This is a genomic window from Kitasatospora sp. NPDC038210 (assembly GCF_055600605.1).
In genome coordinates this window covers 275,548-297,223 of record NZ_JBVJYK010000005.1, presented here as the reverse complement: position 1 = coordinate 297,223, position 21,676 = coordinate 275,548, and the positions used below count along the sequence as shown (strand labels likewise).

The following is a 21,676-nucleotide window of genomic DNA, read 5'->3' as shown; positions in this document are numbered from 1 at the left end:
GGGATTCCGGGCAACCACCCGGACGACGTAGACGACGCGACCGAAGTCGCGTACGAGGGGGAGGCGTTCGGCATGAGACGCGGCGGCGCTCTGGGGGTGGTGGCGACCCTGGCCCTGCTGGGCTGGGTCGCCTATGCGCTGATCCCCCCCAGCCACGACGGGGGGGCCCAGGTGGTCACGGTCACCGGCCTGATCGGTTCGGAGAAGCGCGGCTTCTTCGAGGACCAGGACGTCAAGAACGAGTTGAAGAAGCGGGGCCTGGAGGTCCGGGCGGATTCGACCGGCTCGTGGACGATGAGCGAGCAGGCGAAGAGCACCAAGGGGCTGGACTTCGCGTTCCCGGCCAGTGCCGCCCCCGCCCGGGAGATCCAGCGCAACTGGCAGCTGACGGACTCGCCGCTGGTGCCCTTCTACTCCCCGCTGGTGATCGTGACGCACGAGTCGGCGGCGCAGGTCCTGAAGCAGAACCAGCTGGCGGACGTGGACGCCAAGGGCGTCTGGACGTTCCGGATGGACAAGTACGTGGAGGCGCTGAAGGCCGGCAGGAAGTGGAAGGAACTCCCGGGCGCCGAGCAGCACCCGGAGCTGGCCGGTCCGCTGTTCGTGTCGACGACGGACCCGGAGACCTCGTCCTCGGGCGCGCTGTACCTGGCGCTGCTGTCGTACGTCGCGAACGGCAACCAGGTGGTGCAGGACGACGCCGGTGTGAGCGCCGTCCGGGACGTCCTGGCCACCGCGAACGGTCTCCAGGGCATGCAGAAGATCAGTAGTGACGAGCCGTTCCGCGACTTCTTCGCGGGGGTGGGCACGCTGGTCTTCGCGTACGAGTCGCAGGCCGCCGCGCTGCCGCTGCAGGGCAGGAACACCGGGGACATGGTGGTGATGTACCCGGACACCACGATCCAGTCGGACCACACCCTGGTGGCCCGGACGGACAACGGCCGCAAGCTGGCCGACGTGTTGGAGAACGACGCGGTGCTGCGCGGGCTGGAGGCCCGGTACGGTCTCCGGCCCCAGGCCGACCAGGAAGCCTTCTGGAACCTGTTGAAGGACAGGACACCGCACTTCGCGCACGACCTGAGGAACTCCGGGTTCAAGCAGGCCACCCTGCCCTCGCTGGACAACCTCCTCAAGCTGACCGCCGCGGCGAAGGGTGGGAGCCCGAAGTGAACCTCCGTACGAAGCACCGCGGCGGGCTCGCCGTGGCCCTGGCGGCCGTGCTGGCCGTGGTGACGGCCTGCACCTCGTCCGGCGGCGACAAGGCCGGTCCGCAGCCCACCGATCCGCCCGCCGAGACCGCCCGGCCGGGGGTGCTGCGCGTCCTGGCGGGCAGCGAGCTGCAGGACCTGGCGCCGGTCCTGGAGGAGGCCCGGAAGGCCACCGGGGTGACGGTGCAGTTCTCCTGGACGGGCACCCTGGACGGCGCCGACGCGGTGTCCTCGGGCCGCGCGGACGGCAAGTACGACGCGGTGTGGTTCCCGTCCGACCAGTACCTGCGGCTGGATCCGGTCGGGAAGTCCAAGGTGCTGTCGGAGACGCCGGTGATGGTCTCGCCGGTGGCGATCGGGGTGCGCTCCTCGGTGCTCGGCGACCTGGGCTGGGGCGACGGCTCGAAGGTCACCTGGGCGCAGGTCGGCGATGCGGCGGCGGCCGGCAGGCTGACGTACGGGATGGCGGACCCGTCGCGTTCCAACTCCGGTTTCTCCACGCTGGTGGCGGTCGCCTCGGCGTTCTCCGGGGCGGACGGGGCGCTGGCCGAGGCGGACGTGCAGAAGGCGACGCCGCAGCTGAAGCAGTTCTTCACCGGCCAGAAGCTGACCTCCGGTTCCTCGGGCTGGCTGGCCCAGGCGTACACCCGGGCCGAGTCGGGCGTGGTGGGCGCGCTGGTGAACTACGAGTCGGTGCTGCTGTCGCTGAACAGGACGCTGCCGCCGCAGCAGCAGCTGACGGTGGTGCGCCCGGTGGACGGCGTGGTGTCGGCGGACTACCCGCTGTCGCTGCTGTCCTCGGCCGCGCCGGACCAGCGCGACGCCTTCCAGCGGCTGACCTCGTACCTGCTCAAGGACGACGTGCAGAAGCGCATCTCCGAGACGACGCTGCGCCGGCCCGCGACGGCGGGCGTGGCCCCGGCCGCGGGGCTGCCGACGGACCGCCGCCGGGAGCTGCCGTTCCCGGGCACCAGGGCGGTGGCGGACGGCCTGCTGGCCTCGTACCAGAACGACCTGCGCCGCCCGTCCCGGACGGTGTACGTGCTGGACACCTCGGGCTCGATGGAGGGTTCGCGGATCACCTCGCTGAAGACCGCGATGGGCCGGCTGACCGGGGCGGACGACACCCGCGGGGTGCGCCGCTTCCGCAACCGCGAAGAGGTCACCCTGGTGTCCTTCGCGTCCTCGGTGAAGTGGTCCAAGACGCACGTGGTGCCGCCCACGGGCAGCCAGCCCGGTCCGCAGGCGGAGCTGGCGTCGATCAACGCGGACGTGCAGTCGCTGGCGGCCTCGGGCGGGACGGCGGTGTACGGCTCGCTGGAGGAGGCGTACCGGGTGATCGAGCGGCAGCAGGCGGCGGCGAACGACGACCGGTTCACCTCGATCGTGCTGATGACGGACGGGGAGAGCAACGTCGGTGCGTCGGACGCCGACTTCAAGCGCTTCCACGACGCGCTGCCGGCCTGGGAGAAGTCGATCCCGGTGTTCCCGATCAAGTTCGGGGAGGCCGCGGTGGCCCAGCTGCAGGGGATCGCGGACATCAGCGGCGGGAAGCTGTTCGACGGCTCGGGCTCGCTGGACGGGGCGTTCGAGGAGATCCGTGGGTACCAGTGACGGTCCGGCCGGGAGGCTGGGGCGGTACCTGAACTCGGCCCGGAACTGGGCCGGCCTCGGGGGCGCCGCGGTCGGGGTGGGGCTGCACGAGTTCGGGCTCGGCGGGGGCCTGTGGCCGGGGGTGGCGGCCGCCCTGTACGGGGTCGGCGCCCTGGTGGCCCCCGGGCCGAAGGACGGCCCGCCGGAGGAGCCGCCGGAGGAGCCGCCGCTGGCCGGTGGTGGCGGCTCGGACCCGGGCCGGGAGTCGGGGGCCGGATCCGGTTCGGGGGCCGGGTCCGGGTCCGGATCGGGCTCCGCCGCCCACTCGGTGTCGGGGCCGTCGTCGGCGGCGGTGCCGGAGGGGTCGCCGACCCCGCCGCCACCGCCCCTGCCCGACCCCGAGTTGGAGGCACTGGCCGCCTACCTGGACACCGTGCCGCTGCCGGCCTCCGCCGGGGTGGACGACCTGGTGGCGGCGCTGCGCGTGGCCGGCCCGGGCCCGGTGGCGGAACGGATCGTCCGGCACCGGCTGCCACTCGCGGTGGCCGGCTACCTGCGGGCGCGGACCTGGCAGCCGTGGGTGGGCCCGGACGCCCCGGACCCGGCGGCCGAGCTCGGCCGCGAGGTGGTCCTGCTGACCACCGACCTGGCCTGATCGGGGGCCGGTGCCCGGCCGGGCACCGGCCCCCGATCCGCCCGGCTCGCCCCGGCGAAGGCCCGGCTCACGCCCCCGGTCGGATGCCCGGTCAGGCCCGAAACCTCCCCTTACCACCCTCACCCCCGCCCGTCCGCGTCACGAACGAGTCGCCAAGATCTCACCTCTTGGACAGGTCCGGGGGCTATCCAGTGACCCGGCCCGCACGGCACACTTCTACGCGCGTCCCTCTACGCGCGTCGACGCATTGACGCGCCGACACGTGAACGCACACCCACTCACGCAGCCAAGTTGACGGTCAATCTGCCGTCGCCCCACTCGGGAGAGTCGTCCATGCCCCTGAACCGCCGTGACTTCGTCACCCGGTCCGCCGCCACCGCCGCCGGCGCCGCCCTCGTCGGCGGTGCCGCCGTGGCCGCCGCCCCCTCCGCCGCGGCCGCCGAGCCGGACACGGCGGCCGCCAAGGGCCAGCGCAAGCCGCGCAAGCAGGCCTTCACCGTCATGGGCACCACCGACCTGCACGGCCGGGTGCTGAACTGGGACTACTTCACCGACGCCGAGTACGTCGACAAGGCGCACAACGCGGTCGGCCTCGCCAAGATCTCCACCCTGGCCAACCAGGTGCGCGAGGAGAAGGGCTGGAACCGCTGCCTGCTGATCGACTCCGGTGACATCATCCAGGGCACCCAGCTGACCTACTACTACGCCCGGATCGAGCCGATCGCCACCGACGGCGACACCGTCCCGGACCACCCGATGGCCGTCGCCATGAACCTCATGGAGTACGACGCCGCCGCGCTCGGCAACCATGAGTTCAACTACGGCATCCCGACCGTGAAGGCCTTCGAGGACCAGCTGGAGTTCCCGCTGCTGGGCGCCAACGCGCTGCACGCGAAGAACGAGAAGCCGGCCTTCCCGCCGTACGTGATCAAGGAGATGCACCTCGGCGAGGGCAAGCCGCTGAAGGTCGGCATCCTCGGCCTCACCAACCCGGGCATCGCGATCTGGGACAAGGCCAACGTCAGCGGCAAGATGGTCTTCCCGGGCATCGTGGAGACCGCCGCCAAGTACGTGCCGCGGATGAAGGCGGCGGGCGCGGACGTCATCGTCGTCTCGGCCCACTCCGGCATCGACGAGGCGACCACCTACGGCGACCAGCTGCCCTGGCCCGAGGACGCCTCCGGCGAGATGGCGGAGACCGTCCCGGACATCGACGCGGTCCTGGTGGGGCACACCCACAAGGAGGTCGCGCAGCGCCTGATCGTCAACAAGAAGACCGGCAGGACGGTCGTGCTGTCCGAGCCGCTCTGCTGGGGCCAGCGCCTGAGCTGCTTCGACTTCGAGGTCGAGTTCGCCGACGGCGCCTGGAAGGTCACCTCGGTCTCCTCGCGGGTGCTGAACTCCAACACCGTGCCGGAGAACCCGGAGATCACCAACGCGATCACCGACCAGCACAAGAAGGTCGTCGCGTACGTCAACCAGAACATCGGCACCAGCAAGATCGAGCTGTCGATCGCCGAGTCCCGCTTCAAGGCCACCCCGATCATCGACCTGATCGGCAAGGTCCAGGCGGACGCCGTCAAGGCCGCGCTGGCCGGCGGGCAGTACGCCAACCTCCCGGTGCTGGCCCAGGCCGCCCCGTTCAACCGCACCGCCCTGATCCCCTCGGGCCAGGTCAAGCTGCGCGACGCCGCCGGCCTCTACATCTACGAGAACACCCTGGAGGCCCGCATCCTGACGGGCGCCCAGCTCAAGGACTACCTGGAGTTCTCGGCGAAGTACTACAACCAGCTCGCCCCGGGCGCGCCGGTCGACAAGGACGCCCTGACCGGCGCCGAGGCCACCCCGGACTACAACTACGACTCGGTCTACGGCCTGACCTACGACATCGACGTCGCCCAGCCGAAGGGCTCGCGGATCGTCAACCTGTCGTTCCAGGGCAAGCCGATCGACCCCGCCGCCCAGTTCGTCCTGGCCGTCAACAACTACCGCGCCAACGGCGGCGGCAACTTCCCGCACGTCGCCAACGCCAAGCTGGTCTGGTCGAACTCCGACGAGATCCGCAACACCATGATCGCCTGGGTGAAGGCCAAGGGCGTCATCGACCCCGCCGACTTCTTCACCGACTCCTGGCGCCTGGTCCGCGCCGGACAGCCGGTCTTCTGACCGGCACCACCGCCGCTCCGGGGCGCCGCCGGGCCCGTCCGCCCGGCGGCGCCCCGCCACATGCGCGCGGTGGAACAATGGCGCCATGAGCGAGTTCCAGATCCCCGAGCGCCACGCCCGGCTGCTGGCGTACGCGCAGAGCCTGACGCCCCCGGCCGGGTGGAAGATCGAGATCTCCGGCGACGAGATCATCATGATGGCCGGGCCTTCCGTCATCCATCAGCGCAACCTCCTGCTCGTCCGCAGGCAGTTCGAAGCACACGAACCCGCCGACATGATGGCGAGCGAGAACACCGACCTCGCCTCACCCAATGTCGGCAAGTTGCGCAACCCCGACCTCACCTACGTCCCGCTCTCCCTCCTCGAATCCGGCGGGAACGAGGCACCCGCCGAACAGGCCGCCATCGCGGTGGAGATCGTCTCCCCGTCCAACCCCGAGAACGACCTGGTCGGCAAGGTCCGCGACTACCCGCTGATGGACATCCCGCTGTACCTGGTGATCGACCCGCGCAACGGCAACATCAGCCTCTACTCCGAGCCCTCCCCCACCGGCTACCACCAGCAGTGGACCGGCAAGTTCGGCGACCGCGTGCCGATTCCCGCCCCCTTCGACTTCGAGCTGGCCACCGACAGCCTGCTCCACTACCCGGCCTGAGCCGCTCACCCGGCGAGACGATCGGACATCCAGCGAAGACTGGAGGATATTCATCCGCTCGCCTGCCCTTCCTATCGTTGAGCACATCGAGAACGGCCCCACGGGGGGCCGGTGTTGACCGGGCAGGGAGTGAGTGCGATGCGTGCGGTGGTGCAGCGGGAGGTCGGCGGGCCGGAGGTCCTGGAGGTCGCCGAGGTGGAGCGTCCGCAGCTGCTGAGCGGCGAGGTGCTGGTGCGGGTGAAGGCGGCCGGGGTGAACCCGGTGGACGTGGCCGTGCGGGCGGGCATGTTCCCGCTGCTGGGCGCGCCGCCGTTCACGGTGGGCTGGGACGTCTCCGGGGTGGTCGAGGAGGCCGCGCCCGGCGCCCGGTACCGGGTGGGCGAGGAGGTGTTCGGGATGCCGTTCTTCCCCCGCGCCGCGAACGCCTACGCCGAGTACGTCGCCGCGCCGTCCCGCCAGCTGGCCCGCAAGCCCGCCTCGATCGACCACGTGCAGGCCGCCGCGCTTCCGCTGGCCGCGCTGACCGCCTGGCAGGGTCTGGTGGACGCGGCGGGCGTCAGCGAGGGGCAGCGGGTGCTGATCCACCGGGCGGCGGGCGGCGTCGGCCACTTCGCCGTGCAGATCGCCAAGGCCCGCGGGGCGTACGTGATCGCGCTGGCGAGCGAGCCCAAGCACGGGTTCCTCAAGGAGATCGGTGCCGACGAGGTCATCGACTACCGCACCACCGACTACACCCGCGCGGTGAAGGACGTCGACGTCGTCTTCGACTCCTCCTCCGAGAACACCCGCGCGCTGGAGGTGCTGAAGCCCGGCGGCTACCTGGTGAGCATCATGGAGCACCGCGACCGGGAGCTGGCCGCGGCCGTCGAGGCCGCCGGGCGGCACTTCGCGGGCGTCTCCGTCGAGCCCGACTACGCCGCGCTGGAGGCGATCGCCGCCCTGGTGGACGAGGGCCGGATCCGTCCGCACGTCGCGCAGGCCCTCCCGCTGGCCGAGGCCGGCCGGGCGCACGAGCTGGTGGGCTCCGGTAGCGTCCAGGGCAAGGTCGTCCTGACGGTCGACTGAGGGCTCGGCCGCACACTCGACCGCGGACGGCCGGGTCCGTCGAGGACCGCCGGTGAAAGCACCCAAGGGGGACGGGCGTTGGACATCCTGACCGAGGCACTGGGCTCGATGCGGACGGCCTACCCGTCCTCCGCCCGCACCGAGGGCCGCGCCCCGTGGGCCCTGCGCCTGCCCCCGGTGCTCGGCGCCGGATTCCACGTGGTGCTGTACGGCACCTGCTGGCTGATCCCGCTGGGCACCGGGGACGGCTCCGGGCGGCAGGAGCCGATCGCGCTCAGCCCGGGCGACGTCGTCTTCCTGCGGGACGGCGGCGGCCACGTCCTGGCCGACCACCCGGACACCCCGGCGGTGGACGCCCGGGACTGCGTGAAGGACTCCGCCCCGCCGATCGGCACCCTCACCCTGGGCGGCGGGGGCGCCCGCACCAGCCTGCTGTGCGGCAACTACCACCTGGACCAGGGCCGCCCGCACCCGATGGTCCGCCAGCTGCCGGCCCTGATCCACCTGCCGACCCGGCACGGCCGCCACCCCGAACTGGCAGCCGCCGTCCAGCTGCTGGGCATCGAGCTGGAGAACCCGCGGATCGGCTCGACCGGCATCGTCCCGGCGCTGATCGACTCGCTGCTGCTGTACATCCTGCGGGCCTGGTTCGAGGACCAGCCCGCCGCGACGGCCGCCGGCTGGGCGGCGGCGCTGCGGGACGCCGCCGTCGCGCCGGCCCTGACCGCGATGCACGAGGCGCCGGCCACCCCGTGGACGGTGGAGTCGCTGGCGGACCGCGCGGGCCTGTCCCGGGCCGCCTTCGCCCGCCGCTTCACCACGATGGTGGGCGAGCCGCCGATGGCGTACCTGACCCGTTGGCGGATGACCACGGCGGCCCGGCTGCTGCGCGAGTCGGAGGCGCCGCTGACCTCGGTCGCGGCGCAGACCGGCTACGGCTCGGAGTACGCCTTCGCGAAGGCGTTCAAGCGGGAGTTCGGCCTGGCCCCCGGCGGTTACCGCCGGGAGGCCCGCGCCGCGTAGGGGCCCGCGGCCGGAGCCGGGCGCCCACCCGGTGCCGAACGCCAGCCCCGCGCCAGTCAGCGCCGCACGCCGGCCGACCCCGAACACCGGTCAGCCCCGACCGCCGGTCAGAACGGGAACACCGCCCGCCCGTGCTGCACCGAGATCCACTTCACCGTGGTGAAGGCGTCCACCGTCGCCTCCCCGTTGAGCCGCCCGACGCCGGAGTTCTTCTCCCCGCCGAACGGCACGCCCGGCTCGTCCGCGATGGTCCCGCCGTTGACGTGGACCATGCCGGTCTCGATCCGCTGGGCGAGCCGCACCCCGCGCTCGACGTCGGCGGTGTGCACGGCGCCGCTGAGCCCGAACGGCGTGTCGTTGGCGATCCGGACGGCCTCGTCCTCGCCGTCGAAGGGCACCAGCAGCACGACCGGGCCGAACAGTTCGCGCTGCAGGATCGGCGCGTCCTCGGCGAGGCCGGTGAGCACGGTCGGCGCCATCAGGCTGCCGGTGGTGGCGCCGCGCAGCAGTGCGGTGGCGCCGGCGGCGAGCGCCTGGTCGATCTGGGCGGAGAGGGCGTCGGCCTGGACGGGGTTGATCAGCGGGCCGATGTGGGTGGTCGGGTCCTTGGGGTCGCCGACGGTGAGCGAGGCGACCTTGGCGACGAACTTCTCGGTGAACTCGGCCTCGACGGCGCGGTCCACCAGCACGCGGTTGGCGGACATGCAGACCTGGCCCTGGTGGACGAAGCGGCTGAACACGGCCGCGTCCACGGCGTAGTCGACGTCGGCGTCGTCCAGCACGATCAGCGCGCTGTTGCCGCCGAGTTCCAGGACGGAGCGCTTGAAGTTCGCGGCGGCGACGGTCCCGACGTGCCGGCCGACCTTGTCGGAGCCGGTGAAGGAGATCACCTTGGGCACCGGGTGCTCGATGAAGCTGTCGCCGATCTCGGCGATGTCGGTGATCACGACGTTCAGCAGGCCGGGCGGCAGGCCGGCGTCCTCGAAGAGCTTCGCGATCAGGCCGCCGCCGACCACCGGGGTCTCCTGGTGGGGCTTGAGCACCACGCCGTTGCCGAGGGCGAGCGCCGGGGCGACCGCCTTGAGCGCCAGGAACAGCGGGAAGTTGAACGGGCTGATCACGCCGACGACGCCGACCGGCAGCCGGTAGAGCCGGTTCTCCTTGCCCGGGGCGGGCGAGGGCAGCAGCCGGCCCTCGGCGGCCACGGACAGGTGCAGGCACTCCCGCAGCACGTCCTTGACCAGGGAGAGTTCGAAGCCCGCCTTGAGCGCGGTGCCGCCGAGTTCGGCCGTGATCGCCGCGACGATCTCGGGCTCGCGCTCCTCCAGCAGGTGCAGCGCGCGTTCGAAGACCAGTCGGCGCCGGTAGGGGTTGGTGGCGGCCCACCCCTTCTGGGCGCGCTCGGCGGCGCGGTAGGCCCGGTCGACCTCGGCGACGGTGGCGACGGTGATGGTGGCGAGCTTGTCCCCGGTGTAGGGGTCGACGTCGACGATGTCCCAGGAGCCGTTGCCGGTGCACCACTCGCCGTCGATGTACTGCAGCGCCAACTCGGAGAAGTACGACATCTGTTCCCTCTCATGCACCGACCTGATGGAACATCATCGTACTGATGTGTCAAAGCTCCTGGCGTACCGCGTGCAGCAGGTCGCGGGTCCGTGTCGGGTCCAGGCTGTCGGCGACGAGGTCGTCCATCGCGTGGCGGTACTCGGCGACCTCGGCGGGCTTGTCGAGGTAGAGCGCGGTGGTGAACTGCTCCAGGTAGACGACGTCGGAGAGCTCCGGCTCGGCGAAGCCGAGCACCGTGAAGGCGCCGCTCTCCGCCGACAGCCCGGCGTTGCCGAACGGCAGCACCTGCAGCCGTACGTTGGGCAGTTCGGCGAGCTCCAGCAGCCGGTCCAGCTGGCTCCGCATCAGCTCGGACCCGCCCCAGGGGCGGCGCAGCGCCGCCTCGTCCAGCACGGCGACGAGCTGCGGTGCGCGTTCGTCGGTGAGCAGTGCCTGGCGCTTGAGCCGGACGTCGACCCGGCGCTCGATCTCCTCGGCGCCGTGGTCGTGGCAGCCGGCGGTGACGACGGCCCGGGCGTAGTCGGCGGTCTGCAGCAGGCCGTGGACGAACTGGACCTCGTAGCTGCGGATCTCGGCGGCGGCCTCCTCCAGTCCGAGGTAGTTCTGGAACCAGCCGGGCAGGACGTCGCCGTACTCGTGCCACCAGGAGTTGGCGTTGGCGTCGCGGAGGAGTCCGAGGACGGTGGCGCGTTCCTGTTCGGCCTCGACGCCGTAGAGGGTCAGCAGGTCGGCGACGTCGCGTTCCTTGAAGCCGACGCGGCCGAGTTCCATCCGGCTGATCTTGGACTCCGAGGCGCGGATCGAGTAGCCGGCTTCCTCCCGGCTGACTCCTCTGGCCTCGCGGAGCTTGCGCAGCTGGGTCCCGAGCAGCAGACGCCGTACCGTCGCGCCTCCGCCTGCCTGAGTCGTGCCCATCGAAGTCAACCTCCGCACTCGCGCAGCCCCCCGGCCGTCGGCGGCAGTCTGCCACCTGGCACCGACGAACAACAGCCCGTGCCGGGAGGCTTTCCGCCTGCTGTGAGAAGCCTGTGGTTCCGCTGTGAGCCGACCCTCGGTGCACGGAGGAGTGTCACGCCGGTGGTGCGCCCCCGCGGGTGAGGCCCTTCCCCGTGCGCCCCGGTGGGAACCCGTCTGCGCCCGTTCGCGGGCTCGCGCTGCCGGGAGGTGCCCGGGGTGCCCGTGCGCGGCCCGGCGGCAGCTCCCGGTGCCTCGGGGCTTTCGGCGCCGCCCGGAGAACGCCCCGGAGAAACGCCCGGGGAACGGCCCCGGGGAACGCCCCGGAAAGCGCCCCGGAGAACGCGACGGCGCCCGCCCTCCAACTGGTCGGGGAAGAGGGCAGGCGCCAGGAGACCGCGTTGGCCCGGCGACGCTGGCGGGGGCAGCGGGTTGAGCTCCCGGCGATGCGGCGCCGGGGGTTCGGGGGCCGGTCGGACCGTCAGACCACCAGGGGGCGGTCCGTGGGTCGGATCGGGGCGGGAAGCGGGGTCTTGCCGCCCAGGTACGCGTCCACCGCGGCGGCGGCCGAACGGCCTTCCGCGATGGCCCAGACGATCAGCGACTGGCCTCGGCCGGCGTCTCCGCAGACGTACACGCCATCGACATTGGTGGCGAACCGGCCGTCGCGGGCAATGTTACCCCGCGCGTCGAGGTCGGCTCCCAGCTGCTCGACCAGCCCGTTCCGCACGTCGGTGCCGGTGAAGCCCATGGCGAGGGTGACCAGCTGCGCCGGGATGGCCCGCTCGGTGCCCGGCACGGGCTCGAACCGGCCGTCCTTGAACTCCACCTCGACGAGGTGGAGTTCCTGGACGTTGCCGTCCTCGTCGCCCGCGAAGCGGGTGGTGTTGACGGAGTAGATCCGCTCGCCGCCCTCCTCGTGGGCGGAGGTGACCTTGTAGGTCATCGGCATGGTCGGCCACGGCTGGTGCCCGGGCCGCTCCTCGCCGGGCCGCGGCATGATCTCCAGCTGGGTGACGGAGGCCGCCCCCTGCCGGTGGGCGGTGCCGACGCAGTCCGCGCCGGTGTCGCCGCCGCCGATGACCACGACGTGCTTGCCCTTGGCGCTGATCGGGGACTCGACGAAGTCGCCCTCCTGCACCTTGTTGGCCAGCGGCAGGTACTCCATGGCCTGGTGGACGCCCTTGAGCTCGCGTCCGGGCACCGGCAGGTCGCGGGCGGTGGTGGCGCCGGCGGCGACGACGACGGCGTCGAAGCGCTCGCGCAGCTGCTGCCCGGTGATGTCCTCGCCGACGTGCACGCCGGTGCGGAAGCGGGTGCCCTCCGCGCGCATCTGCTCGATGCGGCGGTTGATGTGGCGCTTCTCCATCTTGAACTCGGGGATGCCGTAGCGCAGCAGTCCGCCGATGCGGTCGGCCCGCTCGTACACCACGACGGTGTGTCCGGCGCGGGTGAGCTGCTGGGCGGCGGCGAGGCCGGCCGGGCCGGAGCCGACGACGGCGACGGTCTTGCCGGAGAGGCGCTCCGGCACCTGCGGGGTGACGCCGCCGCGGTCCCAGGCCTTGTCGATGATGGTGACCTCGACGTTCTTGATGGTCACCGCGTCCTGGTTGATGCCGAGCACGCAGGCCGACTCGCAGGGCGCCGGGCAGAGCCGCCCGGTGAACTCCGGGAAGTTGTTGGTGGCGTGCAGGCGCTCGATCGCGCCGGTCCAGTCGTCCCGGAAGGCGAGGTCGTTCCACTCGGGGATGAGGTTCCCGAGCGGGCAGCCGTTGTGGCAGAACGGGATGCCGCAGTCCATGCAGCGGCCGGCCTGCTTGGTGATGATCGGCAGGAGGCTGCGCTCGACGTAGACCTCGTTCCAGTCCCGCAGACGGACGTCCACGGGACGGCGCTCGGCCAGCTGCTTGGGCGTGGTCAGGAAGCCCTTGGGGTCAGCCATTAGCCGCCTCCATCATCTTGCGAGTGGTCTCGGCCTCGGAGAGGCCATCGCGCTCAGCGGCGTCCTTGGCGGCGAGCACTGCCTTGTAGTCGGTCGGCATGATCTTGGAGAAGCGGGAGACGCCGCTGCCCCAGTCGGCCAGGAGTTCGGCGGCGACGGTGGAGCCGGTCTCCTCGTAGTGCAGCTGCACGGTCTCGCGCAGCCAGTCGCGGTCGTCGGCGGTGGGGGCCTCGATGCCCACCATGCCGTCGTTGACGTTCGCGGGGCGCAGGTCCAGGACGTACGCGATGCCGCCGGACATGCCGGCCGCGAGGTTGCGTCCGGTCTCGCCGATGATGACGACGCGGCCGCCGGTCATGTACTCCAGGCCGTGGTCGCCGACGCCCTCGACGACCAGGGTGGCACCGGAGTTGCGGACGGCGAAGCGCTCGCCGGCCTTGCCGCGCAGGTGGATCCGGCCGCTGGTGGCGCCGTAGCCGATGGTGTTGCCGGCGATGACGTGGTTCTGGGCGTCGTTGCCGATGGCCGCGGCCTCGCGGGCCGGGCGGACGACGACCACGCCGCCGGAGAGGCCCTTGCCGACGTAGTCGTTGGCGTCGCCCTCCAGCCGCAGCGTGACGCCGCGCGGCACGAAGGCGCCGAAGGACTGCCCGGCGGAGCCGGTGAAGGTGACGTCGATGGTCCCCTCCGGCAGGCCCTCGCCGCGGTACCGCTTGGTCACCTCGTGGCCGAGCATGGTGCCGACGGTGCGGTTGACGTTGCGGATCGGCAGCTGGATGCGGACGGCGTCGCCGCGCTCCAGGGCGTCCTCGGCGAGCGTGATGAGCTGGTTGTCCAGGGCCTTGTCGAGCGCGTGGTCCTGGGTGGTGGTGCAGTGCCGGGCGGCGCCGTCGGGCAGGTCGGGCACGTGGAAGAGCGGGGCCAGGTCGAGCCCGGCTGCCTTCCAGTGGTCGATCGCGGCCTGGGCGTTGATGTGCTCGGCGTGGCCGACGGCCTCCTCGATCGAGCGGAAGCCCAGGGAGGCCAGGATCTCCCGGACCTCCTCGGCGATGAACTCGAAGAAGTTGACGACGAACTCGGGCTTGCCGGAGAACCGGTCGCGCAGCACCGGGTTCTGGGTGGCGACGCCGACCGGGCAGGTGTCCAGGTGGCAGACGCGCATCATGATGCAGCCGGAGACGACCAGCGGGGCGGTGGCGAAGCCGAACTCCTCGGCGCCGAGCAGCGCGGCGATGACGACGTCGCGGCCGGTCTTCAGCTGGCCGTCGGTCTGGACGACGATGCGGTCGCGCAGCCCGTTGAGCAGCAGGGTCTGCTGGGTCTCGGCGAGGCCGAGCTCCCAGGGGCCGCCGGCGTGCTTGAGCGAGGTCAGCGGGGAGGCGCCGGTGCCGCCGTCGTGGCCGGAGACCAGGACGACGTCGGCGTGGGCCTTGGAGACTCCGGCCGCGACCGTTCCGACGCCGACTTCGGAGACCAGCTTCACGTGGATGCGGGCCGCCGGGTTGGCGTTCTTGAGGTCGTGGATGAGCTGCGCCAGGTCCTCGATCGAGTAGATGTCGTGGTGCGGCGGCGGGGAGATCAGGCCGACACCCGGGGTCGAGTGCCGGGTCTTGGCGACCCACGGGTACACCTTGTGGCCGGGCAGCTGGCCGCCCTCGCCGGGCTTGGCGCCCTGGGCCATCTTGATCTGGATGTCGTCCGCGTTGACGAGGTACTCGGAGGTGACGCCGAAGCGGCCGGAGGCGACCTGCTTGATCGCGGAGCGGCGCTCCGGGTCGTACAGGCGGTCCGGGTCCTCGCCGCCCTCGCCGGTGTTGGACTTGCCGCCGAGGCGGTTCATCGCGATGGCGAGGGTCTCGTGCGCCTCGCGGGAGATCGAGCCGTACGACATGGCGCCGGTGGAGAAGCGCTTGACGATCTCGGAGACCGGCTCGACGTCCTCGACCGGGATCGGCTCGCGGTCGAGGCCGTCCAGCCGGAAGAGGCCGCGCAGCGTCATCAGGCGGGCGGACTGCTCGTTCACCCGGTCCGTGTACTGCTTGAAGATGTCGTACCGGCGGTTGCGGGTGGCGTGCTGCAGCCGGAAGACGGTGTCCGGGTCGAACAGGTGCGGCTCGCCCTCGCGGCGCCACTGGTACTCGCCGCCGATCTCCAGCGCGCGGTGCGCGGCGGGGATGCCGGAGGCGGGGTACGCCTTGGCGTGGCGGGCGGCGGTCTCCCGGGCGAGTTCGTCCAGGCCGATGCCGCCGAGCTTGGTGGTGGTGCCGGCGAAGTAGCCGTCGACCAGGGCCTGGGAGAGGCCGATGGCCTCGAAGACCTGGGCGCCGCGGTAGGAGGCGACGGTGGAGATGCCCATCTTGGACATGACCTTGAGCACGCCCTTGCCGAGCGCCTTGATCAGGTTCTTGATGGCCTTCTCGGGCTCGACGCCCTGGATGAACACGCCCTGGGCGACGAGGTCCTCGACGGACTCCATGGCCAGGTACGGGTTGACCGCGCCGGCGCCGTAGCCGATCAGCAGCGCGACGTGGTGCACCTCGCGGACGTCGCCGGCCTCGACCAGCAGCGACACCTGGGTGCGCTGCTTGGTGCGGATGAGGTGGTGGTGGATCGCGGAGGTGAGCAGCAGGGAGGGGATCGGGGCGTGCTCGGCGTCCGAGTGGCGGTCGGAGAGCACGATGATCCGGGCGCCGTCGGCGATCGCGGCGTCGGCCTCGGCGGCGATCGCGGCGAGCCGGGAGGCCAGGCCCTCGCCGCCGCCGGAGACCTTGTAGAGGCCGGAGAGCGTGACGGCCTTGAGGCCGGGCTGGTCGCCGTCGGCGTTGATGTGGACGAGCTTGGCCAGCTCGTCGTTGTCGATCACCGGGAAGGTGATGCCGACCGAGCGGCAGGAGGCGGCCTCGGCGGCCAGCAGGTTGCCCTCGGGGCCGAGGTTGGAGAGCAGCGAGGTGACGAGCTCCTCGCGGATGGCGTCCAGCGGCGGGTTGGTGACCTGCGCGAAGAGCTGCACGAAGTAGTCGAACAGCAGGCGCGGCTTCTCGCTGAGCGCGGCGATCGGCGAGTCGGTGCCCATCGAGCCGAGGGCTTCGGCGCCGGTCTTGGCCATCGGCGCGAGGATGACCCGCAGCTCCTCCTCGGTGTAGCCGAAGGTCTGCTGGCGGCGGGTGACGGAGGCGTGGGTGTGCGCGATGTGCTCGCGCTCGGGCAGCTTGGCGAGCTGGATCTGCCCGGCGCCGACCCATTCCTGGTAGGGGTGCTCGGCGGCGAGGGCGGACTTGATCTCCTCGTCCTCGACGATGCGGCCCTCGGCGGTGTCGATCAGGAACATCCGGCCGGGCTGCAGGCGGCCCTTCTTGGCGACCTTCTCCTGGTCGATGTCGAGCACGCCGACCTCGGAGGAGAGGACGACCAGGCCGTCCTCGGTGATCCAGTAGCGGGCCGGGCGCAGGCCGTTGCGGTCGAGCACGGCGCCGATCTGGGTGCCGTCGGTGAAGGTGACGCAGGCCGGGCCGTCCCAGGGCTCCATGAGGTTGGAGTGGTACTGGTAGAAGGCGCGGCGGGCCGGGTCCATGGTGGCGTGGTTCTCCCACGCCTCCGGGATCATCATCAGCACCGAGTGCGGCAGCGAGCGGCCGCCGAGGTGGAGCAGTTCCAGGACCTCGTCGAAGGAGGCGGAGTCCGAGTGGTCCGGGGTGCAGATCGGGAAGATCCGCTCCAGGCCCTGCCCGTTCCGGTTGGCCGGGATGAGGTCGGTGACGAGCTGGGACTCGCGGGCGCGCATCCAGTTGCGGTTGCCCTTGACCGTGTTGATCTCGCCGTTGTGCGCGACGAAGCGGTACGGGTGGGCGAGCGGCCAGCTCGGGAAGGTGTTGGTGGAGAAGCGCGAGTGCACCAGGCCGATCGCGGACGCGTAGGTGCGGTCCGAGAGGTCGGGGAAGAAGGGCTCCAGCTGGCCGGTGGTCAGCATGCCCTTGTAGACGATGGTGCGCGCGGACAGCGACGGGAAGTAGACCCCGGCCTCGCGCTCGGCCCGCTTGCGGACGACGAAGGCGGTCCGGTCCAGCTCGATGCCGGCGAGGCCGTCCTTGCTCAGGAAGACCTGGCGGAAGCGAGGCATCACGCTGCGCGCGGTGGCGCCGAGCAGGTCCGGGGTGACGGGGACGTCGCGCCAGCCGAGGACGGTGAGGTCCTCGTCGGCGGCGATGGCCTCGATCTGCGCGACGGCGGCGGCGTCCTGGTCGTCGTCGTCGGGCAGGAAGGCGATGCCGACGGCGTAGGCGCCGGCGGCCGGGAGTTCGAAGTCGACGCGGCCGCGCAGGAACGCGTCGGGGATCTGGGTCAGGATTCCCGCACCGTCACCGGAGTCCGGCTCGGCGCCGGTGGCGCCGCGGTGCTCCAGGTTGCGCAGGACGTTCAACGCCTGCTCGACGATGGTGTGGTCGGCGATGCCGGTCAGCGTGGCGACGAAACCGACGCCACAGGCGTCGTGCTCGTTTCGCGGGTCGTACAGGCCCTGAGCAGCAGGTCGCGCATCCGGCACGAGCGAGTACGGCTGGCGGGCGGCGCCGGCCTGGAGCTCGTTGGCGGAGTGCATGGATGCAGGCAGCATCGGCTCTCCCGTCGTCGTCTTTCGGCAAGTTGGTGCAAGTAGGGACGACGTTGGCCCTGATGCGATGGTGCGGTGTCGTGCAAGTTACATGATGCCCAGGATCCCGAGAAGCGGAATATCCCGTCCACATGGCGGGACGAGCCGCAGGTCAGGGGGTGTGGGAAGAAGGACGTGCCACAGTGCACGTCCCGACGATTGTGCCCAACGGTCCCCGGCCTGAAACAGGGGCGAAACCGGATCGCCACAGAGGCCGATCATGGCCGCCTGCGAATCCATTCCGGGAGTCGGCCCACGGATGCGAATCCGCGGCGCCGAGGCCCGGATGGTGAGACTAGGCCAGGCATGACGCGACGCCCATGTGTGAAACGTCACGCATTGCCCGGCATAATCATGCAGAGTTCTGGGTCATCCCACAGGTCCCGACGACCGCCCGGCGGGCCTCAGCCCACGTGCCCGCCGATCAGCGAGCCGAGCAGGTAGGTCACCCCGGCCGCCGCGCCGCCCAGCACCAGCTGCCGCAGCCCGCTGAACCACCAGCTGCGGGCCGTCACCCGGGCCACCACCGCGCCGCACAGGAACAGCCCGGCCGCCGCCAGCACCAGGGCGGGCAGCAGCGAGGTCGCGCCCAGCAGGTACGGCAGCAGCGGCAGCAGCGCGCCGAGCGCGAAGCACAGGAACGACGACCCGGCCGCGACCAGCGGCGAGGGCAGGTCGGTGGGGTCGATGCCCAGCTCCTCGCGGGCGTGCACCTCCAGGGCCAGTTCCGGGTCGACCGACAGCTGCCGGGCCACCTCGTGGGCCAGCTCCGGATCCACCCCGCGCGAGACGTACAGCTGGGCCAGCTCGGCCAGCTCACCGTGCGGGTTGCGGCTCAGCTCAAGCCGCTCGGCCTCGATCTCGGCCTGCACCAGCTCCCGCTGCGAGGCCACCGAGGTGTACTCCCCCGCGGCCATCGAGCAGGCGCCGGCCGCCAGGCCCGCCAGGCCGGTGAGGATCACCGTGCCGTTGGACACCGCGCCGCCGACCACACCGGTCATCAGCGCGAAGTTGGACACCAGGCCGTCCACCGCGCCGAACACGGCCGGCCGCAGCCAGCCGCCGTTGACGTCCCGGTGGTGACCGGCCGCGGGTATCCGGGGCTGGTGCCCGGCCTCGGGTTCCAACGTGGTCGCACTCATGTCCCTGTCCCCTCCGTCGTCATTGGTCCGCCCTGAACGTAGCCCTCCTGACCTGCGCATTTCCAGCAAAGTAAGGCTGTCCGAACACGACTGAGGCCACCCTTCGCAAGCGCTGCGAAGGGTGGCCCCGGTCGGGGGAAGCCCCAGGTCAGATCGGGTTCTTGGCGTCCTCGTCGGCCTTTTCGGCGGCCACCGCAGCGGGTGCGGCGGCCGGCATTCCGTCCACGGAACGGGACGGCTTCGCCCCGTCCCCGCTCTTCCCGGCGTCGGCGTCCGACTTCTCCGCGGCCTTGGCATCCGCCTTCGCCGCGACCTTCGCCGCGCCCTTGGCGTCCGCCTTCGCCGCGGCCGTGCCCTCGGCACCCTCCGCCTCCAGGTGCGCGGCCGGGTCGATGGTCGCCGGGTCCTCCCGGCCGGGCCGCGTCCTGCCGACGATCACCAGGTACGCCACGGCGCACAGGAACACCGCGATCGACACCCAGTCGTTCAGGCGCAGACCGAAGTAGACGTGCGCCTCGTCGATCCGCAGCCACTCGGTCCAGAACCGGCCCACCGTGTACGCGGCGACGTACAGCGCGAAGGCCCGGCCGTGGCCCAGCGTGAACCGGCGGTCCGCCCAGATCACCAGCAGCGCGACACCGACGCACCAGAGCGACTCGTACAGGAAGGTCGGGTGGTAGACGCCCTGCACGACCGTGCCGTCCGGCAGCACCTTGTGGATCTTCAGGCCCCACGGCAGCGTGGTCTCGCGGCCGTACAGCTCCTGGTTGAAGTAGTTGCCCCAGCGGCCCAGCGCCTGCGCGAGCGCGATGCCCGGCGCGATGGCGTCGGCGTAGGCGGGCAGCGGCACGCCCCGGCGGCGGGCACCGATCCAGGCGCCGACCGCGCCCAGCGCGATCGCGCCCCAGATGCCGAGGCCGCCCTCCCAGATCTTGAGGGCGTTCCAGGGGTTCTTCCCCTCACCGAAGTACAGCCGGCCACCATCGGTGATCACGTGGTAGAGGCGGCCGCCGACCAGGCCGAACGGCACGGCCCACACGGCGATGTCACCGACCGTGTGTTTGGCACCGCCCCGGGCGACCCAGCGCTTGCTGCCGAGCCAGACGGCGACGACGACACCGAGGATGATGCAGAAGGCGTAGGCGCGCAGCGGGACTGGTCCGAGGTTCCAGACGCCCCGCGACGGGCTGGGAATGTAGGCGATATCCATGGCAGTTCCGACGCTACAGGGTCAATGGCCCGGGTCGGACACCCCCGGGGTCACAGAAGCCGAACAACAGGGGAAGCCGCCCCCTCCGGACGGGGAGGGGGCGGCGGGCCGGGCAGGGGGTTCAGCCGGCGTTCGGCGACGGGTTGTTGGCCTCCGAAGCGGCACTGGTCGGCGCCGGGGTCTGCCCGTGCGAGCCCGCCGTGCCGAGCTGCTTGCCCTGGTTCGCGGCGTCCACCCACTTCGCCAGGTTCTCCGGGGTGATCTCCTCGCTGCCGTTCTTCGGGTAGATCGGCTGGCCGTTGAGCAGCACCGTCGGGGTGGACTTGTAGCTGGACTTGTCGAAGTCCTGCTGCACCGAGGACACCCATCCGCCGTACTTGTTGTCGTTGACGCAGGCCTGGAACTCGGGCGTGTCCAGACCGTTGACCTGCTTCGCCAGGTTCAGCAGGACGGCCTTGTCACCGAAGGCGTCGTTGGTCTCCTCCGGCTGGTTGCGGTACAGCACGTCGTGGTAGTCCCGGAAGTGCCCGGCGTCCTGGGCGCAGGCCAGCGCGTTGGCGGCGGTCTTGGAGCCCTTGCCCGGCACGGCCCGGTCGATGAACGACACGATGTGGTAGTTGGTGTAGACCTTGCCGGCGTCCTCCAGCTGGTCGACGGTCGGGGAGAACTCCCGCTCGAACATGCCGCAGGCGGGGCAGCGCGGGTCCTCGTAGACGGTGAGGACGGAGGGCGCGTTACCGGCACCGACCGGGATGACGAGGTTCTTGTCGCCGATGGTGCCGGCCGGGGCGGCGGTCGGGGTCTCCGGCTTGGAGCGCTCGTTCTGCACCACGACGCCGACGACCACCGCGGCGGCGATCACCGCGAGCACGGCGCCGCCCGCGATCAGCTTCTTCCTGCGCCGGGCGGAGGACTCCTCGGCCGCCCGCTGCTCCTGCATCCGCTCACGGGCGGTGCGCTTGCCTTCTCGGTTCTTCTCGCTCATTGCCTTGACATCCACGGTCGGGGGCCTTCGTCGGGTGCGGGGTGGGCGGGGACGGGGGTGCGGCGGGGCCGGCGGGTCAGGTCGCCAGCCAGCGGTCCACCGAGAACCGGGTACGGGGCCGCCACAGCAGCCACCCGGCCAGCAGCAGGAACCCGGTGTCGCGCAGGATCTCCTGCAGGTACGTGGTCTGGGACTCGTCGACGTGCCCGCCGCCGCCGAAGCAGCCGCAGTCGATCGAGATGCCGCGCGCCGAGGCGGAGGCGATCCCGGCGATGAAGACGAGCAGCAGCAGCGCCGAGACCCCGGCGACCAGCCGGACACCGAGCCCGATCACCAGCAGGAACGCGAGCGCCAGCTCCAGGAAGGGCAGGCCGTAGCCGATCGGCTTGACCAGGCCCTCGGGCAGGATCTCGTAAGCCCGGACGGCCTGGGCCGCCTCCGCCGGGTCGGCGATCTTGGCCAGCCCGGCCCAGCCCCACACCACCGCGAGTCCGAGCCGTACGGCCAGGCCGACCCACTCGCTCCAGGCCGGCACAGGCCGCCGCTCCGACGGCGCGGGGGCCGGGCCGTCGGGCTGCGCTGCCGGGCCGGCCATCAGGGAAACCCCCTCGGGAAACTCGTTCACTTCCTGACGAACCGCAGGGAAGGAAGGGGGGTTCCTCCCCTTTCAGGAATCAAGCCGGAAGAGTGACGGCCCGTCCGATTCCGGCGAACACCCGTACGTCAGTGGCACCCCGGCATCCGCCCCGGATCGAACAGATCCGGCCGCCCGTGCCCCGCCCGCTCGGCCGCGTCCCACCGAGCCGCCTCGGCACACGCGACCGCGTCCCGCTCCGCCCGCTCCGCCCCCCGCTTGGCCAACGCCTG

15 protein-coding genes are annotated in these 21,676 nt (G+C 71.7%); 7 read left to right on the top strand and 8 right to left on the bottom strand.

Annotated features, from left to right (window positions below):
• The first annotated feature begins 72 nt into the window (after positions 1-72).
• The 7 genes from ACZ7KX_RS12980 to ACZ7KX_RS12950 all read left to right on the top strand — a co-directional run bounded on the left by ACZ7KX_RS12980 (position 73) and on the right by ACZ7KX_RS12950 (position 8,365).
• Positions 73-1,170 carry a hypothetical protein gene (locus ACZ7KX_RS12980; RefSeq protein ID WP_470326485.1) on the top strand — a complete coding sequence of 366 codons (1,098 nt, stop codon included), beginning with the start codon at positions 73-75 and terminating at the stop codon, positions 1,168-1,170.
• Complete coding sequence (locus ACZ7KX_RS12975) at positions 1,167-2,822, top strand: VWA domain-containing protein (protein WP_470326484.1); 1,656 nt, start codon at positions 1,167-1,169, stop codon at positions 2,820-2,822. Before ACZ7KX_RS12980 ends, ACZ7KX_RS12975 begins: the two co-directional genes overlap by 4 nt.
• Positions 2,809-3,456, top strand: coding sequence for a hypothetical protein (locus ACZ7KX_RS12970; protein ID WP_470326483.1), 648 nt, complete (start codon positions 2,809-2,811; stop codon positions 3,454-3,456). The genes ACZ7KX_RS12975 and ACZ7KX_RS12970 overlap by 14 nt, the downstream gene beginning before the upstream one ends.
• 333 nt (positions 3,457-3,789) lie before the next feature.
• Entirely contained in the window at positions 3,790-5,622 is a 1,833-nt protein-coding gene (locus tag ACZ7KX_RS12965; protein ID WP_470326482.1) for a bifunctional metallophosphatase/5'-nucleotidase, read from the top strand.
• Positions 5,623-5,707: 85 nt separating this feature from the next.
• Positions 5,708-6,277, top strand: coding sequence for a Uma2 family endonuclease (locus tag ACZ7KX_RS12960; protein ID WP_470326481.1), 570 nt, complete (start codon positions 5,708-5,710; stop codon positions 6,275-6,277).
• Positions 6,278-6,415: 138 nt separating this feature from the next.
• A complete protein-coding gene (locus ACZ7KX_RS12955; protein WP_470326480.1) occupies positions 6,416-7,342 on the top strand; it encodes an NADP-dependent oxidoreductase in 927 nt (308 codons plus the stop codon).
• A gap of 78 nt (positions 7,343-7,420) precedes the next feature.
• Positions 7,421-8,365, top strand: a complete 945-nt coding sequence (locus ACZ7KX_RS12950; RefSeq protein WP_470326479.1) for an AraC family transcriptional regulator — start codon at positions 7,421-7,423, stop codon at positions 8,363-8,365.
• A 107-nt stretch (positions 8,366-8,472) separates the two neighbouring features.
• On the opposite strand, the gene ACZ7KX_RS12945 is transcribed toward ACZ7KX_RS12950, so the two are convergent.
• The 8 genes from ACZ7KX_RS12945 to ACZ7KX_RS12910 all read right to left on the bottom strand — a co-directional run bounded on the left by ACZ7KX_RS12945 (position 8,473) and on the right by ACZ7KX_RS12910 (position 21,404).
• Positions 8,473-9,930 carry an aldehyde dehydrogenase family protein gene (locus ACZ7KX_RS12945; protein ID WP_470326683.1) on the bottom strand — a complete coding sequence of 486 codons (1,458 nt, stop codon included), beginning with the start codon at positions 9,928-9,930 and terminating at the stop codon, positions 8,473-8,475.
• Positions 9,931-9,979: 49 nt separating this feature from the next.
• Positions 9,980-10,846 carry a helix-turn-helix domain-containing protein gene (locus ACZ7KX_RS12940; protein WP_350523525.1) on the bottom strand — a complete coding sequence of 289 codons (867 nt, stop codon included), beginning with the start codon at positions 10,844-10,846 and terminating at the stop codon, positions 9,980-9,982.
• A 520-nt stretch (positions 10,847-11,366) separates the two neighbouring features.
• On the bottom strand, positions 11,367-12,827 hold the full coding sequence (locus tag ACZ7KX_RS12935) for a glutamate synthase subunit beta (RefSeq protein WP_470326478.1): 1,461 nt from the start codon (positions 12,825-12,827) through the stop codon (positions 11,367-11,369).
• On the bottom strand, positions 12,820-17,421 hold the full coding sequence (gene gltB / locus ACZ7KX_RS12930; RefSeq protein ID WP_470326682.1) for a glutamate synthase large subunit: 4,602 nt from the start codon (positions 17,419-17,421) through the stop codon (positions 12,820-12,822). Before gltB ends, ACZ7KX_RS12935 begins: the two co-directional genes overlap by 8 nt.
• 455 nt (positions 17,422-17,876) lie before the next feature.
• Positions 17,877-18,614 (bottom strand): VIT1/CCC1 transporter family protein, encoded by a 738-nt coding sequence (locus ACZ7KX_RS12925; RefSeq protein WP_350523523.1) that lies wholly within the window; start codon positions 18,612-18,614, stop codon positions 17,877-17,879.
• Positions 18,615-18,762: 148 nt separating this feature from the next.
• A complete protein-coding gene (gene lgt / locus ACZ7KX_RS12920) occupies positions 18,763-19,824 on the bottom strand; it encodes a prolipoprotein diacylglyceryl transferase (RefSeq protein WP_470326477.1) in 1,062 nt (353 codons plus the stop codon).
• 121 nt (positions 19,825-19,945) lie between these two features.
• Positions 19,946-20,809, bottom strand: coding sequence for a DsbA family protein (locus tag ACZ7KX_RS12915; RefSeq protein WP_470326476.1), 864 nt, complete (start codon positions 20,807-20,809; stop codon positions 19,946-19,948).
• A gap of 76 nt (positions 20,810-20,885) precedes the next feature.
• Positions 20,886-21,404 (bottom strand): MauE/DoxX family redox-associated membrane protein, encoded by a 519-nt coding sequence (locus ACZ7KX_RS12910; RefSeq protein WP_470326475.1) that lies wholly within the window; start codon positions 21,402-21,404, stop codon positions 20,886-20,888.
• Between the last annotated feature and the right edge of the window lie 272 nt (positions 21,405-21,676).